This window comes from Caballeronia eucalypticola (assembly GCF_047608185.1).
Lineage (GTDB): Bacteria > Pseudomonadota > Gammaproteobacteria > Burkholderiales > Burkholderiaceae > Caballeronia.
On the sequence record NZ_JBLKRU010000006.1, the window covers coordinates 253,671 to 270,128 of the forward strand.

Annotated in this window: 12 protein-coding genes and 2 rRNA genes; 2 read left to right on the forward strand and 12 right to left on the reverse strand. The window is 59.1% G+C overall.

The genetic code is table 11. From position 1 onward, the window contains the following. Positions 1–14: 14 nt before the first annotated feature. From mraY to coq7, 8 genes are all read right to left on the reverse strand, one after another. The gene (mraY, locus tag ACMX25_RS10375) at positions 15–1,184 is read right to left on the reverse strand and encodes a phospho-N-acetylmuramoyl-pentapeptide-transferase (protein ID WP_414949658.1); all 1,170 of its coding nucleotides are present in this window, start codon (positions 1,182–1,184) and stop codon (positions 15–17) included. 15 nt (positions 1,185–1,199) lie between these two features. After that, positions 1,200–2,612 carry a UDP-N-acetylmuramoyl-tripeptide--D-alanyl-D-alanine ligase gene (locus tag ACMX25_RS10380; protein WP_414949659.1) on the reverse strand — a complete coding sequence of 471 codons (1,413 nt, stop codon included), beginning with the start codon at positions 2,610–2,612 and terminating at the stop codon, positions 1,200–1,202. Beyond that, positions 2,609–4,153: a UDP-N-acetylmuramoyl-L-alanyl-D-glutamate--2,6-diaminopimelate ligase gene (locus tag ACMX25_RS10385; protein ID WP_414949660.1), complete on the reverse strand. Its 1,545-nt coding sequence runs from the start codon at positions 4,151–4,153 to the stop codon at positions 2,609–2,611. The genes ACMX25_RS10380 and ACMX25_RS10385 overlap by 4 nt, the downstream gene beginning before the upstream one ends. Beyond that, positions 4,150–6,015, reverse strand: coding sequence for a peptidoglycan D,D-transpeptidase FtsI family protein (locus ACMX25_RS10390; RefSeq protein ID WP_414949662.1), 1,866 nt, complete (start codon positions 6,013–6,015; stop codon positions 4,150–4,152). Before ACMX25_RS10390 ends, ACMX25_RS10385 begins: the two co-directional genes overlap by 4 nt. Then, the gene (gene ftsL / locus ACMX25_RS10395) at positions 6,012–6,356 is read right to left on the reverse strand and encodes a cell division protein FtsL (RefSeq protein WP_414949663.1); all 345 of its coding nucleotides are present in this window, start codon (positions 6,354–6,356) and stop codon (positions 6,012–6,014) included. Before ftsL ends, ACMX25_RS10390 begins: the two co-directional genes overlap by 4 nt. Next, positions 6,353–7,315, reverse strand: a complete 963-nt coding sequence (gene rsmH / locus ACMX25_RS10400) for a 16S rRNA (cytosine(1402)-N(4))-methyltransferase RsmH (RefSeq protein ID WP_414949665.1) — start codon at positions 7,313–7,315, stop codon at positions 6,353–6,355. Before rsmH ends, ftsL begins: the two co-directional genes overlap by 4 nt. Positions 7,316–7,344: 29 nt before the next feature. Next, positions 7,345–7,773 (reverse strand): division/cell wall cluster transcriptional repressor MraZ, encoded by a 429-nt coding sequence (gene mraZ, locus ACMX25_RS10405; RefSeq protein WP_097265458.1) that lies wholly within the window; start codon positions 7,771–7,773, stop codon positions 7,345–7,347. A 396-nt stretch (positions 7,774–8,169) separates the two neighbouring features. Further along, entirely contained in the window at positions 8,170–8,829 is a 660-nt protein-coding gene (gene coq7, locus ACMX25_RS10410; protein ID WP_414949666.1) for a 2-polyprenyl-3-methyl-6-methoxy-1,4-benzoquinone monooxygenase, read from the reverse strand. A 316-nt stretch (positions 8,830–9,145) separates the two neighbouring features. On the opposite strand from coq7, the gene ACMX25_RS10415 reads away from it, so the two are divergent. Then, a complete protein-coding gene (locus ACMX25_RS10415; RefSeq protein ID WP_414949667.1) occupies positions 9,146–10,315 on the forward strand; it encodes a porin in 1,170 nt (389 codons plus the stop codon). Between the two features lie 155 nt (positions 10,316–10,470). On the opposite strand, the gene ACMX25_RS10420 is transcribed toward ACMX25_RS10415, so the two are convergent. Then, the gene (locus tag ACMX25_RS10420) at positions 10,471–12,144 is read right to left on the reverse strand and encodes a long-chain fatty acid--CoA ligase (protein WP_414949669.1); all 1,674 of its coding nucleotides are present in this window, start codon (positions 12,142–12,144) and stop codon (positions 10,471–10,473) included. Positions 12,145–12,308: 164 nt separating this feature from the next. After that, positions 12,309–14,390 (reverse strand): molybdopterin-containing oxidoreductase family protein, encoded by a 2,082-nt coding sequence (locus tag ACMX25_RS10425; RefSeq protein ID WP_414949670.1) that lies wholly within the window; start codon positions 14,388–14,390, stop codon positions 12,309–12,311. Between the two features lie 167 nt (positions 14,391–14,557). Between ACMX25_RS10425 and ACMX25_RS10430 the strand changes: the two genes are divergently transcribed. Next, positions 14,558–15,769: a M20 aminoacylase family protein gene (locus ACMX25_RS10430; RefSeq protein ID WP_414949671.1), complete on the forward strand. Its 1,212-nt coding sequence runs from the start codon at positions 14,558–14,560 to the stop codon at positions 15,767–15,769. A gap of 206 nt (positions 15,770–15,975) precedes the next feature. Here the strand turns inward: ACMX25_RS10430 and rrf are convergent. Together rrf and ACMX25_RS10440 are read right to left on the reverse strand one after the other, a co-directional pair. Next, positions 15,976–16,088, reverse strand: a 5S ribosomal RNA gene (rrf, locus tag ACMX25_RS10435). Between the two features lie 256 nt (positions 16,089–16,344). Next, positions 16,345–16,458, reverse strand: a 23S ribosomal RNA gene (locus ACMX25_RS10440); the annotation flags it as partial.

Sequence of the window (16,458 nt, forward strand, 5' to 3'; positions counted from 1 at the left end):
CGGCCAACTAAAAATCAACGCAGTTTCAGCGTCGACAAACCAAACAGACACAACATCAGCGTGATGATCCAGAAGCGCACGACAACCTGCGTTTCCTTCCATCCCGACAACTCGAAATGGTGATGCAGCGGCGCCATCTTGAAGATGCGCCGCCCTTCGCCGAAGCGTTTTTTCGTGTACTTGAAATAGCTGACCTGCATCATCACGGAGAGCGTTTCCGCGACAAACACGCCGCCCATGATGAACAGCACGACTTCCTGCCGCACGATCACGGCGATGGTCCCAAGCGCGCCGCCCAGCGCCAGCGCGCCGACATCGCCCATGAAGACTTGCGCGGGGTGCGTGTTGTACCAGAGAAACGCGAGCCCCGCGCCTCCCATTGCAGAACAAAAAATCAGCAATTCGCCCGCGCCGGGAATGTGCGGGAACAACAAGTACTTCGAATACACCGAGCTGCCCATCACATAAGCAAACGCACCAAGAGACGCGCCCACCAGTACGACCGGCATGATGACGAGACCGTCGAGGCCATCGGTGAGATTCACCGCGTTGCTCGAGCCGACGATCACCAGGTACGTCATCGCGATGAAGCCCCACGTGCCGAGTGGATAGCTGATCGATTTGAGGAACGGCAGCATCAGGTCGGCGCGCGCGGGCAAGCCCATCGATAAACCGCTTCGCACCCAGGCCATGAACAGGTCGAACACGCGCGCGTTGTTTGCTTCGGACACGCTGAACGCGAGATACACGGCGGCGAACAAACCGATCACCGATTGCCAGAAATACTTTTCCCGCGACGACATTCCGCGCGGATCTTTATGCACGACCTTGCGGTAGTCATCGACCCAGCCGATCACGCCGTAGCCGAACGTGACAAGCATCACGATCCACACGAAGCGATTGGTCAGGTCAGCCCACAGCAGCGTGGAAAACGCGATGCCCAACAAGATCAGCACGCCACCCATGGTCGGCGTGCCGGACTTCACCAAATGCGTTTGCGGGCCGTTCGTACGGACGGCCTGACCTACTTTCAGCGAGGTCAATTTGCGGATCACCCACGGGCCGCAGACGAGGCCGACGAACAACGCCGTGATCGTCGCGCCGACTGCGCGGAACGTGAGGTAGGTAAACACGCGCATAAAACTGGCGTCATTCTGAAGCCATTGCGCGAGTGCGAGTAGCATGCTGGTCCTTCTTCTTCAGTGCGCAGCGGGCATTACGCCCGCTGCGGGTTGGTGTGGACTCGTCACGGCGTCCACCACGCGTTCCATCTGCATGAAGCGCGAACCTTTCACGAGAAACGTGGCGTCGGGTCCGAAGCCCGCGCCGGTGAGTGCTGCAATGAGTGAGGTGATATCGGTGAAATGCTGTGCTGCTGTGCCGAAGACTTTGGCCGAATCCATGCTTGCGTCGCCGAGTGCGTACAGCGCATCAATGCCGCGTTCGGCTGCATACGTTCCCACCTCGCGATGAAACGCCGGGCCCTGATCGCCGACTTCGCCCATGTCGCCCATGACCAGCACACGCGGCGATGGTTGCGATGCGAGCACGTCAATAGCTGCACGCATGGAGTCGGGATTCGAGTTGTACGTATCGTCGATAACCGTCGCGCCTTCGATCGGTTTAAGCGCCGCGCGCTTGACTTGCAGGCGGCCCTTGACCGGCTGAAATGCTTCGAGCCCGCGCTTGACGGCATCAAGGGAAACGTTCGCGGCAATAGCGGCCGCCGTCGCCGCCAACGCGTTGCGCGCGTTGTGTTCGCCGAGCACTTGCAACGCGACTTCGAGCGCGCCTTGCGGCGTGTTGATCTTGAGTGTCGCGCCAACGAGCTTGCCGGTCACGGCTGCTGGCGTTTGCGATGCATCCGTATGCAACGCGAAATCCAGGATCGGATTACCCGTCGCGGCGACGCGCCAGATGCTCGCGTATTTGTCGTCGGCGGGGAAAACGGCCGTACCGTTGTTGGCCAGCGCGTGGATCACCGACGCATGCTCCAGCGCGACCGCTTCCACCGTCGCCATGAATTCCTGGTGCTCGCGCTGCGCGTTGTTGACGACAGCAACCGTCGGCGCGGCGATCTTGCCAAGCGTTTCGGTTTCGCCCGGATGATTCATGCCGAGCTCGACGACTGCCAACTTGTGCGTTTCGTTCAGACGGAACAACGTCAACGGCAAGCCGATGTCGTTGTTGAAATTGCCTGCCGTCGCGAGCCGCGCACTTTCGCCGACAGCAGCCGCGAGAATCGACGCGATCATTTCCTTGACCGTAGTCTTCCCATTGCTGCCGGTGACTGCAATCAGCGGAATCGTAAAACGCTTGCGCCAGCCATGAGCCAATGCGCCGAGCGCCTCGCGCGTGTCCTTGACCTTGATCGCGGGCACCTGAAAATCGTCCGGCGTGCGCGTGACCAACACCGCCGCAATACCGCGCTGAGCGACTTGCGGCAGGAAGTTGTGGGCATCGAAACGATCGCCCTTGATCGCGATGAACAGATCGCCCGGACCGGCCGTGCGGCTATCTGTGGATACCCGATCGAACATGATGTTTTCATCGCCGATAACTATCGCGCCCGGAATCTGCAACGCGGCATCGCGTAGAGTGAAGAGCGTCATTCGCCACCTCCGCGTGCTTGCGTGGCGCGAGCGGCAAGCGCCAGGCGCGCGTGATCCTGATCGGAGAATGCGCGCTTCTTTCCCATGATTTCCTGAGTCGCTTCGTGGCCCTTGCCCGCCAGCACGACCACGTCCTCACGCGCCGCGGTGCGGATCGCCTGAAGGATCGCGCTCGCGCGGTCTTCTATGCGGCGCGCCTTCGACGCGTCCTGAAAGCCCGCAGCAACCTGATCGATGATCGCAAGCGGATCTTCTCCGCGCGGGTTGTCGCTGGTGATGACGACGTGATCCGCATTCTTCTCCGCGATAGCACCCATCAGCGGACGCTTGGTCGCGTCACGATCGCCGCCGCAGCCGAACATGCAGATCAGCTGGCCGCCACGCGTTTCGGCGATTGGCCGCAGCGCTGCCAGCGTTTTCTCGAGTGCGTCCGGCGTATGCGCGTAATCGATGACGACCAACGGCTCGTCGTTCTGCAAACGGCCGCCGAGACGTTGCATGCGTCCGTTCACTGGTTCGAGCTTCGCGATCTGCGCGAGCGCGGCATCGAGCGGAATGTGCGCTGCCAGCAAAGCGCCGAGCACGCCGAGCAGGTTGCTCACGTTGAACTCGCCAAGCGTCGCGACTTCCACATCGGCATCGCCCCAGTCGGAACTCAAGTGAAACGCCGTGCCCGTCGCGGTCGCGCGCACGTTACTGGCAAGCAGCAACGCGTCGGCTTTTACTTCAGCGCCCGTGGCGTTTTCAGCGATTCCATACGCAATCGTTCGCGTCCTGCCGTGACACGATGTAATCAAACGCTGACCAGCCGCGTCGTCACGATTGATGACGGCTGCTTTCAACGCCGGCCACGCGAACAGCTTCGCCTTCGCCCCTTCGTACGCGGCGAACGTGCCGTGATAGTCCAGGTGATCCTGCGTCAGGTTCGTGAAGATGGCGATGTCGAACTTCGTGCCGTTCACGCGCCCTTGATGCAGCGCATGCGACGAAACTTCCATCGCCACGGCCTTCGCGCCGTCAGTCTTGAACTGGGCAAACGTGCGTTGCAATTGCGGTGCGTCGGGCGTTGTAAAACCGGAATGCACGAGCTTGCCGGGCATGCCGCTTCCGAGCGTCCCGACCACCGCACAGGGCGCTCCCAACGCCGACAGCGCCGCTGCCAGCCAATGGCTGCACGACGTCTTGCCGTTCGTTCCGGTCACGCCCGCGACCAGCATGGATTCCGTGGGTTCGCCGTACCACGCCGACGCAATCGGCCCGGCGAGTTCATTCAGCACCTTGACCGCCAACGTACGTGACGCATCCGGCTTGCCGGTGAAATTCTCCGGCTGATACAGCACGGCAGCGGCGCCATTTGCGAGCGCGGCATCGATAAAAGGACGGCTGTCCGCACCATCCACCGCATAGGCAAAAAACACATCACCCGGTTTCAGCGAGCGCGAGTCGGCGTGCAATTGCGCGCTGGCATCCGCGTGCGCACGCAGCCACTCAACCGCCTTCGCGATCTGCGCCTGCTGCTTGACCAGATCCAGACCGCTCATCGAACGACTCCCGGGTGATTCTTCGGATTCGTCGATACCTTCAGCTTCTTCGGCTGGTTCGCGTTCGTGTTCGTCGCGTTCGGCTTCTTGATGTCGGTGGCGGGCGTGCTGGAGGCGGGGTCATCGGACACCACCATCTGCTTCACCGCCATGTCGGGCGGAATGTTCAGCGAACGCAAGGTGTCGCCGGCGATTGCCGAGAACACCGGACCTGACACCTGGCCGCCAAAGTGACTGCCGGCCGTCGGTTCATCGACAGAAACCGCCACCACGATGCGCGGATCAGGCATGGGTCCCATGCCGACAAACGATGCGCGATACCGCGATTTATCGTAACCACGTCCTGCGTGCTTGTACGCCGTACCCGACTTTCCGCCCACGCGATACCCCGGCACCGCTGCGTCCGGCGACGTGCCGCCCTTCGCGGTCACCGTTTCCAGCATGGCGCGCACTTCGCGGGCTGTGGTCGGCGAAAACACTTGCGGACCCGTCACTGCAGCGTCGCCCGGCGTGCGGAAAATGGAGACGGGCAACACTTGTCCGTCATGCGCGATTGCCGTGTAGGCACGGGCCAACTGGAACAGCGACGCTGACAAACCATAGCCATACGACATGGTCGCCTGTTCGATCCGGCGCCAGCTTTTCCACGGACGCAGCCGACCCGACACCGCGCCCGGGAAACCCACCTTCGGCGCTTGTCCGAGCCCGATGCTCGTATACATGTTCCACATCTCTTCAGGCTTCAACTGCATCGCGATCTTGGTCGCGCCGATGTTGCTCGACTTCTGGATCACGCCACCCACGGTCAACACGCCGAACGCGGAGTCGTCGGTGATGCGCGCGCCGTCGAGCACGAACGAACCACCGCCCGTATCGACCAGCGTATTCGGCGAGACGCGATGCAGATCGAGTGCCAGCGAAACGGTAAACGGCTTCATGATCGAGCCCGGCTCGAACGTGTCCGTCATGATCCGGTTGCGCAACTGCTCGCCGGTCATGCGCGAGCGGTCGTTGGGGTTGTAGGTCGGGTAGTTGACGAGCGCAAGCACTTCGCCGGTCTTCACGTCGATCACGATCGCCGCGCCCGCCTTCGCCTTGAACTTCTCCACGGCCGCTTTCAGGTTCGTGTACGCGATGTACTGGATCTTGCTGTCGATCGACAATTCCACGTCGTCGCCGTTATGCGGCACGACCTGCTCGTCCACGTCCTCGACAATGTGCCCCATCCGGTCCTTGATCACGCGACGCATGCCCGGCGTACCGGCAAGCACGCCCTGATCGCCGAGTTCGACGCCTTCCTGACCCTTGTCTTCAATATTAGTAAAGCCGATCAGATGCGCGGTGATCTCGCCTTCCGGATAAAAGCGCTTGTATTCCCCGCGCGAATAAATGCCGGGAATATCGAGGGCCGTGACTTTTTGCGCGACTTCCATGGGCACCTGGCGCTTCACATAGACAAAGGTTTTGTCCATGGAGAGCTTCGCGCGCAATTCCTTCGGCGACATGTCGAGCAGCGTGGCGAGCTGGCCGAGTTTCTCCGCGCCGAGGTCATCGGGCACGGCTTCGGGGATTGCCCAGATCGCCTTCACCGGCAAACTGGTGGCGAGCACGAGGCCGTTGCGGTCCTTGATCTGGCCGCGCGTGGCTGGCATTTCGAGCGTGCGCTGATAGCGGCTTTCACCCTGCTTCTTGAAGAATGCGTTGCCCGGACCCTGGATCCAGAACGCGCGTCCCGCCAGCGCGACGAACGCCATGAACAACATGAACACGACGAGCTTCGAGCGCCACATGGGGAGGCGCACCGTGAGAATGGGATTGGGCGTGAAGGCGACGCCCTTGTTCTTCTTTGGCGACGGTTTCATCGTTTCACCCCGCGTGCGGGAGGAGCCGACGCCGGGACGGGCGCAGGCAACGGCGCGTCCGTTGCCTTCGACGTCGTCGGGTCATAGTTCAGATATTGCGTACGGCCCGTGGTGACGGGCAGCATCTTGAGAGAGGTAGTGGCCAACTGCTCGATACGCGACGTTTTCGACAACGCGCTCTGCTGATATTGAAGCTGAGAAAAATCCTGCTGCAACTGGCGCTCTTCCGACTGAGCCCTTTGCACATTGATGAAAATCTGCCTTTGCTTGTTCGAGGCGCTCACCGCCGACAGCGCGCAGCCGAGGACAACGATCAAGAGGAAGATGTTGAGACGGTTCATGGCGCCGTCCCGGAAGCCTGCGCAGTAACCCGCTCGGCAATGCGCATGACAGCGGAACGCGCGCGCGGGTTCGCCGAGACTTCAGCGTCGGACGCAAAGACACGGCCAATCAGCTTGAGCGGCGGACTGGGCAGATCGGCGGCGCGGATCGGCAGGCGGCGGTCGATCGCAGGCCCGCTTGCGTGGGCCTGCATGAAACGTTTGACGATCCGGTCCTCGAGCGAATGAAAGCTGATCACGACGAGGCGCCCCCCTTGCTCCAACAACGCCAATGCTGCGTCCAGAACTACTTGCAGCTCCGCAAGCTCTTGATTGATGTGAATCCGTATAGCCTGAAAGGTGCGGGTTGCCGGATCCTTACCCTTCTCACGGGTTTTGACGACATGACCCACGATTTGGGCAAGCTCGCCCGTGGTGACGAGAGGCCCAAGACGATCGGACTCTGCCCGGCGAGCAACAAGCGCCTTTGCAATCTGAAAAGCAAACCGTTCTTCCCCATAATCTTTAATCACCTCCGTCAATTCCTGCACCGTTGCCCGCGCCAGCCATTCCGCAGCAGATTCGCCACGGCTCGGGTCCATCCGCATGTCGAGCGGGCCGTCGGCCCTGAAGCTGAAGCCGCGATCCGGGTCGTCCACTTGTGGCGACGACACCCCCAGATCCAGCAATACGCCCGACACTTTCCCTACTCCTCGCTCGGCAGCGGCATCGGCTAACGAGGCGAAACTTTCATGCACTATGGAAAACCGTGAATCCTGAATCTGCGCTGCTGTGGCAATAGCCAACGGGTCTTTGTCGAAGGCAATCAGGCGCCCCGCTTCCGCCAGCTTCGTCAGGATCAGACGGCTATGGCCGCCGCGTCCAAACGTTCCATCTATATAAGTACCGTCCACACGTGTGACGAGCGCATCCACCGCCTCATCCAGCAGCACCGTGCGATGCTGCAATTCGTTTTTCATCGCAGGGGCCATGTTCTTTTAGCGCCGCGTCAAAACGTAAAATTCTTCAGCGCGTCGGGCATGCCTTGCGCCATTGCCGCTTTTTCCTTCTCGGTGTAAGTCACCGCGTCCCACACTTCCAGGTAATTGCCCATGCCAAGCAGCGTCACTTCTTTAGTCAGAGATGCCGCCGCGCGCAATTCCGGCGATACCAATACCCGTCCGGCGCTATCGAGCTCGACATCCATGGCGTTGCCGAGATAAATCCGGCGAACCCAGATTGCGTCCATAGGGAGTGCAGCGATTTTCGAACGAAAGATTTCCCACTCAGGGCGAGGAAAGAGCAACAGGCATCCATCCGGGCTCTTGGTGAGCGTAACCCGGCCTTCTGCCTGTCCTTGCAGCGCTTCCCGATAGCGAGATGGGACAGACATCCGTCCTTTCGCATCGAGTGATAGCGCCGAAGCCCCTTGGAACACTCGCCCTCTCCTCTTCGCGCCACCGCGGCGCGTCACACCTTTGTTGGAATATGCCTGAAAGTGAGCGTTGAATCACACAAAAATACACTTTCTCACACCATTTCCCACTGTAGAGGAACGGATTTCGCCGGTCAATACGATCTGGCGTTTTTTGACTAATTTTGTTTGTTAGAACAATGACTTAGCGCAGACCGCTAAAGTAGGCTGAAATTTCGAAAAGCGTTATGAATGAATGACGTAGTAGCGAATGTGAAGGTGATACGTGAAATGACAGATGAAAAGCGGGAATGGTTTTGGTTGTGAAGGCCCGCACGAGTATTACGGGTCAGATGGAACGTGAAAAACGGGAGGGAAGTTGAGATCGCATCCCGCCAGATCGGCGAGATGCGTGACAGATTAAATATAGTACGCCGTGCGGGTCATGACCTTCGATGTCGCGCGCATCAGCGCACGCACCGGAAACGGCAACTCGACGCCGCCCGCGTTGATGGCCGCGACGGCATGCGCGGCTTCATCGGTGCGCATTTGCTCGACGATCGCCCGCGATGCGTGATCGTTCGCCGGCAGACTCGTCATGTGGCTGTTCAAGTGCTTCTCTACCTGACGTTCAGTTTCCGCCATGAATCCGAGACTGACGCGGTCGCCAAACCTGCCCGCGATAAAACCCAGCGCCAGTGATCCGGTGTACCACAAGGGATTGAGCAGGCTTGGCCGCGAGTCGAGGTCACGCAAACGCTGCATGGTCCACGCGAGATGATCTTCTTCCTCGCGCGCCGCGTCCTCGAAGCCGCGCTTCAAGGTCGTCGAGTTGGTCGCGAGTTTTTGCGCTTGATACAGCGCCTGAGCACACACCTCGCCCACGTGATTCACGCGCATCAACGCTGCCGAGTGAGCCTTCTCTTCCGCGCTCAGCGATGTATCAGCGTCGTCGGCGAGCGACTCAACGCTGTCCGTCTGAACCGGAGGCGCCTCCGGTATGGGACGTGACATCTGGGATACGCCAGTCATCGACCGCAGTCCACGATCGAACTCAGAGATCAGTTCATCGAGTGTCATTTCATAACTCCTGTTTCGATCTCCTGAGCGATCTTGCATAGGCGGAGACCGATCGTCCAACTAACAAATTACCCACTCTTGGAAACGTGTAATTAGGGCAAATACGGGTCGCAAATGGGCCGAAAACCCTGATTTTACCGCATGTTGCGTAAACGTCACATGCGCGTAATGAAGCGTCCGCTTTTCCTTTGTCGCCAAAAGTCTCTTTGTTACATTACGTTCAACTTCAATCTTGAAGTACCGGCAGGGACGTCAACACACTGGCGCTAGAACAGTGACCTTGCCAAACAGTTTCAACCCCCTTTGGAGATCATCAATGAAAAAGTCGCTTCTCGCTCTGGCTGCGCTTGGCACGTTCGCAGGTGCCGCGCACGCCCAGAGCAGCGTGACGTTGTACGGTATCGTCGACGCCGGCTTCCAGTACGTCAACAATACTGGCGGTAAGCACCTCTATCAGGCAACCAGCGGCAACGTCCAAGGCGATCGCTGGGGCCTGCGCGGCACGGAAGACCTGGGCGGTGGCCTGAAGGCAATCTTCGTGTTGGAGAATGGCTTCAACATCTATAGCGGCAAGCTCGGTCAGGGCGGCAGTGAGTTCGGCCGTCAGGCTTACGTTGGCCTGTCGTCGCAGTACGGTACGGTTACGCTGGGTCGCCAATACGACTCCGTGGTTGATTATGTCGATCCGCTTGAAGTTGCCAGCCAGTGGGCAACGTTCTATGCCGCCCACGCAGGCGACATGGACGACATGAACAACACCAACCACATGAACAACTCGATCAAGTACGCGAGTGCCAACTACAACGGCCTGACGTTCGGCGGTGCTTACAGCCTTGGCGGTATCGCTGGTCAGTTCAGCCAGAACCAGATCTGGACCGGTGGTATCGGTTACTCCCAAGGCCCGATCACGTTGGGCGCTGCCTACTTGAACATCAAGAACCCGAACTATTCGTTCTGGGGCAATAACACGACGTCGAACACGGCTACCACGGCCGCCGGCTCGAACAACATCACCAACCGCATCTTCTCGGGCTACGCCTCGGCGAAGACGCAGCAAGTGATCGCGGCTGGCGGTGCTTACGTGTTCGGCCCGGCGACTGTCGGCGTGACGTACAGCAACATCCAGTTCAAGAATCTTGGCTCGACGGCCGGCATCGGCTTGAATCCAAATGGCTACACGGGTGCGGGCAAGTTCCACAACGTCGAAGTCAACTTCAAGTATCAGATCACCCCGGCTCTTCTGGCTGGCGCCGCGTGGGATTACACGCACGGCTACGGACAGAACAACGCGAACTACAACCAGGGTGTTGTGGGTATCGACTACTTCTTGTCGAAGACGACCGACTTGTATCTCGATGGCATCTACATGCACGCGTCCGGCACGGATTCGACTGGCAGGGCTGCTGTAGCGAACATCAACGGCTTGTCGCCGTCGTCGACGCAAAACCAGATCACTGCACTGGCTGGTATTCGTCATAAGTTCTAATAAGTCTTAATAAAACAGTTGTCTTGAAAAGCGCCTTCGGGCGCTTTTTTTCGTGCCGGTCCTGAGGGTTTCGGCGCGAACGATAAAAAAAAGCCTCCACATCCTGTGATGCGAAGGCCTGCTATTTATTTCGTTCTACAACGGTTTAACCGTGCTCAGGCGTTGCCGTCACGCAACTCACGGCGCAATATCTTGCCCACATTGCTCTTTGGCAGCTCCGTCCGGAACTCGATCATGCGTGGCCGCTTGTAGCCGGTCAGCCGTTCCTTACAGAAAGCCATCACATCGGCTTCCGTCAGATGCGGATCGCGGCGAACAACAAACAGTTTGACCGCTTCACCGGAGGTCGCATCCTTCACGCCGACGGCCGCTACTTCGAACACGCCCGGAAGCTTCGCCACTACATCTTCGATCTCGTTCGGATACACGTTGAAGCCCGACACCAGGATCATGTCCTTCTTACGGTCCACGATCTTCACGTATCCACGTTCATCCATGATGCCGACATCACCCGACTTGAAGAAGCCGTCGGAGGTCATCACCTTTGCCGTCTCATCGGGACGATTCCAGTAGCCCGCCATGACCTGTGGACCGCGAATGCAAATCTCGCCGGGCTGACCAAGCGGCATGTCGTTGTTGTCGTCGTCGCGGATGGTAAGTTCGGTCGACGGGAACGGTAAGCCGATGGTGCCGGTGTATTCCGTCGCGGTCACCGGATTACACGTCACGCACGGAGATGTTTCGGACAACCCATAACCTTCAATAATCGGCGAACCCGTTGTCTCGAACCATCGCCTCGCCACGGCTTCTTGCACGGCCATGCCGCCACCGTTTGCCGCGATCAGCTTGGAAAAGTCGAGCTTGGCGAATTCCGGATTGTTAAGCAGCGCGTTGTACAGAGTGTTCACGGCAGGAAACGTGTTGATCTGGAAGCCCTTCAGCTCCTTGATCGTGCCCGGGATATCGCGCGGATTCGGAATCAGGATGCCCATGCCGCCCGTGCGCAAGCTCAGGAAGCCGCAAACGGTCAGCGCGAAGATGTGATAAAGCGGCAGCGCCACGACGGTCACAAACTGATCGATGTCCGGCCGGTTCTTGCGCCCGGGCTCGAGCCAGACTTCGGACTGCAAGACGTTCGCAATCAGGTTCCGATGCAACAGCATCGCGCCCTTCGCTACGCCCGTCGTGCCACCGGTGTACTGGAGAAAAGCGATGTCCTCGGGGCCTTGCTTGATGGGTTTGAGCGTTTCGCGTGCACCTTGTCGAAGGGCCGCGTTGAAACTCACGTGGCCCGGAAGCGACCATACCGGCACCAGCTTCTTCACACGCCGGACGACGAAGTTGACGATCACGCCTTTCGCGCCCATCAGGTCGCCCATCGACGCAACCACCACATGCTTGATCGCGGTGTTTTTCGCAACGGCCTGCACCGTATGCGCGAAGTTCTCGAGCACGACGATGGCCTCGGCTCCGGAATCCCTCAACTGATGTTCGAGTTCACGCGGCGTATAGAGCGGATTCACGTTCACTACGACATAACCCGCTCGCAGAATGGCGGCGATCGCGACCGGGTACTGCAACACGTTCGGCATCATGATCGCGACGCGCGCGCCGGTCTTCAATCCACGCGCCTGGAGCCATGCAGCTAGCCGGCTGGACAGCGTGTCGAGTTCACCATAGGTGATCGACTTGCCCATGCAGACAAACGCGCGTTTGCTGCGATGTTCGCGAAAACTTTCTTCCAGCAGGTCGGAAAGCGAGTTGTACTGAGATGCATCGATTTCCTCGGGCACGCCTGCCGGATAAGACTTCAGCCAAATTTTTTCCATACGGCGTCTCCTTTGTATGATTTTAGAATGGTCGTGCGAAAATAGCCCGTAGCGCATCCTATCCGCTCGGTCGCATTCCGACAACCGGGTTAGACGCCAGCTTCCAATCTCACCGGTTCCTGCTTCCCCTTACGCCTGCTGGCTTTCACGCAATTTTTCTCGACTTAGTAAGCTGCCTCGACCTCCACGAGACAGTCATAAAATGTCGCAGACCCACCGAGATCGGTGAGCGCCTGGCTTGTGACCTGATTTGCGTTGCAGCCATCCGGCGCGAGCTTCTTCCACCATACCGACAAACCCACCACGACGCCTTCACGCGCACGATCGGTGACGCGCACGCGTGCCTGCATCGAACCACGATCGTTGAATACGCGGACCAATTCACCTTCGGTGATTTGACGGGCGTGAGCATCGGCGGGATGCATGTCGAGATGCGGTTCTCCTTCCGTTGATCGCAGGCTTTCCACATTGACGAAGCTGCTGTTGAGGAAGTTCCGCGCGGGCGGCGATATCATTGCGAGTGGGAAACGCGCGGCGAGTGTCGGCGCGTACTCGGCCGATTCGTACGGCGGCAGGTAATCCGGCACCGGCTCAAGCCCGGCACGTTGCAAACGCTCGCTGAAAAATTCGCACTTCCCCGATGGCGTGTGAAAACCGCCTTCGGCAAACGGCGCCTCAGCCAGCTTGAGTTGTGCCCAGCCCTTTGTTTTCAGCGTGTCCCAGGTCACGCCGGCGAGCGCGGGATCGTCCCAGCGGAATGCCTTCGATGCCAGCTCTTCATCGGTTTCGAATAACGCCGGATGCGCCAGCCCCATCGCTCTCGCCAAGCCGCGGAAAATCTCCGTGTTCGCCCTTGACTCGCCGACCGGAGCGATGGCCGGCAAGTTCGCCATCACATGCGTATGGCCGTATGACTTGTGGGCATCGAGATGTTCCAACTGCGTGGTCGCCGGAAAGATGAGGTCGGCGTAGTCAGCGGTATCGGTCTGAAAATGCTCGAGCACGATAGTGAACAGATCCTCGCGCGCGAACCCAGCGGCGACCTTCGACGAATCGGGCGCGACCGCGACCGGGTTCGAGTTGTAGACGATCAGCGCCTCAACTTTCGGACCGAAGCTGGCGTCGCCGGCGTGCAGCAACGCGTCGCCAATAGCATTCATGTTCACCATGCGCGGCAATGTCGATGGCCATCCCGGCAGCAAGTCCGGCCGTTCGAGCGCGTTGACATCGACCGGTGCCCAACTCGACGACGACAGCAACAAGCCTCCCGACCGCTCGCGCCATGCGCCCGTGAGCGAAGGCAGGCAAGCAATAGCGCGGACCGCATTGCCACCGCCGCGCACGCGCTGCATGCCGTAGTTGAGGCGTATCGATGCTTTTTTCGTCGATCCGAAAGCCCGCGCGAGATTGATCACAACCTGCTCGTCGATCCCGCATATTTGCGCAACACGCGCCGACGGATAAGCGTCGGCGCGAGCCTTGAGTTGGTCGTAGCCGAGCGTGTAGGCATCAATGTAATCCTGATCGATCAACCCTTCTCGGATCATCACGTTCATCATGCCAAGCGCCAGCGCACCGTCCGTGCCGGGTTTCAACGCAATGTGCTGATGGCATTTTTCAGCCGTCAGCGAGCGATACGGATCGATAGCAATCAACCGCGCGCCGCGACGCTTAGCTTCCTGCGCACGCGTCCAGAAGTGCAGATTCGATGCGATCGAATTCGAGCCCCAAATCAGGATGAGTTCGCTTTCCTCGAAATACTCGGTATGCATGCCGAGGCTGCCACCGTATGTGTAGCGCAAGCCCGCAGCGCCGGCTGCAGCGCAAATAGTGCGGTCCAGACGCGACGCGCCGAGCACATTGAAGAAGCGTGCAGCGATGCTTTCGCCCTGCACCAGGCCCATGGTGCCGGCGTAGCTGTAAGGCAAGATGGCTTCGGGTGCGCGCGCCGCGATTTCATTCAGGCGCACGGCAGCGAATTTCAACGCGTCGTCCCAGCTCACCGCTTCGAAACGACCCTCCCCCTTCGCACCGACGCGACGCATGGGCGTGAGCAACCGATCCCGATGATGCGTTCGTTCGGCATAGCGCGACACCTTCGTGCAAAGCACGCCTTGCGTGGGCGGATGATCGGGATCACCGGTCACCTTGATCGCGCGGCCGTCCTTCACGGTGACGCGCATCGCACAGGTGTCGGGACAATCGTGCGGGCAGACAGCGCGGGCGAATTCGGCGGGAGCGTTCATACGGATATCCGGTGGGAATGTGCAAAAAGCGGACAGATACGACGATTTTATTACGGTTGGCCGATCTCGCCGTCTCGCATCTCGATAAATTATCGCGGGCGTAGAATGGTGCAATCGACGCGGACGAAAGCACGCGCAAGGTTATCTTTTAAGACAGAGGGCAGTTTATGAATCTGATTCCAGAAATCGAAGCGTCGCATGAGGAAATCAAGGCGCTGCGACGAACGATCCACGCGCATCCCGAGTTGCGCTATGAAGAAGTCGGCACGGCAAAGCTAGTTGCCGAAAATCTCGAACGATGGGGCCTGGAAGTTCATCGTGGCATGGGAAAAACCGGGGTTGTAGGGGTGTTGAAGCGCGGTTCGAGCAAGCGATGCGTGGGACTGCGTGCCGACATGGATGCATTGCCCATCGCCGAAATCAACACGTTTGGGCACCGGTCGCAGCACGAAGGCCGCATGCACGCGTGCGGACACGACGGCCATACCGCCATGTTGCTGGGCGCGGCGAAGCATCTTGCTGAGCTCGGCAAATTCGATGGCACGATCGTGTTCATCTTCCAGCCGGCCGAGGAAGGCGGGGCCGGCGCCAAGGCGATGATCGAGGACGGGCTGTTCGAACAATTTCCCGTCGATGCCGTGTTCGGCATTCACAACTGGCCGGGTATGCCCGCCGGATCGTTCGGGGTCACGCCAGGCCCGATCATGGCTTCGAGCAATGAATTCCGCATCAATATCAAGGGTATTGGTTCACATGCAGCGTTGCCGCACAGCGGACGCGACCCGGTTTTCACGGCAGTTCAAATTGCCAATGGGCTGCAGGGGATCATCACGCGAAACAAGAAACCGATCGACACCGCGGTCCTTTCGATCACGCAGATCCATGCTGGCGACACGTCGAATGTGGTCCCCGATGACGCTTGGCTCGGTGGCACGGTGCGAACATTTACCGTCGAGACGCTCGATCTGATCGAGCACCGGATGCGGAAGATTGCGGAGGCGACTGCGGCGGCGTACGAGTGCGAAGTTTCCATCGACTTTCATCGCAACTATCCACCGACGATTAATGACGCCGAGCAGACGCAGTTTGCGGCGTCGGTGATGACGGAGGTGGTTGGAGAGAAAAACGTCAACGCGACCGTCGAGCCAACGATGGGCGCCGAAGACTTTGCGTTCATGCTGCTGGCGAAGCCAGGTTGCTATGCGTTTTTAGGGAACGGCGAAGGTTCACATCGCGACACTGGGCACGGGCTGGGGCCTTGCACGCTTCACAACGCAAGCTACGATTTCAACGATGCGCTGTTATCTGTGGGATCTACGTATTGGGTTCGGCTCGCGGAGAGGTTCTTAGCCGCTGGAGCGGATCAAGCGACGCGCTGAATGAGTTAGTCGTGTTGAATGTCGATGCGCCCGCTCTGCTGAAGCGGGCGTGTTTTTTTGAAGTAACGGCTTGTGTTCCAGCTGTTTAGTGATGTCCCGGCGACATGCATTGGAAGCCGAGTCCGAACGCAAAAACCCCACCTTTATGGGGTGGGGTTTTTGTTTAGCTGCCAAGCGGGTGAGTTGCTTGGTGCAGCGCATGGGGAGCCTGACGATTACCTACTTTCACACGGGTATCCGCACTATCATTGGCGTGGAGTCGTTTCACGGTCCTGTTCGGGATGGGAAGGGGTGGTACCAACTCGCTATGGTCATCAGGCATAAAGGGGGTGTTGTATCGGGGTTGAGTCGATACAACCAATCTGGGGAAGAAGTAGTCGAGTTCACTCTTTGGCGAGTGCCTCGTTGTTACTGGTGAAGCTTAGGGTTGTGTTTGCTACTACTTATATCAGGCACAACACTGATCTCAACCTTGGCGTGTGTGAGCATTTCGCTCATTAAGACCCCGCGCGTTGCGCGGGATGGGGCATCCATAAGTGCTGAAGCACGAACGGCTGCCGACACACACTGGTTATAGGATCAAGCCTTACGGGCAATTAGTATCAGTTAGCTTAATGCATTACTGCACTTCCACACCTGACCTATCAACGTCCTGGTCTAGAACGACCCTTCAAGGAGCTCGAAGCTCC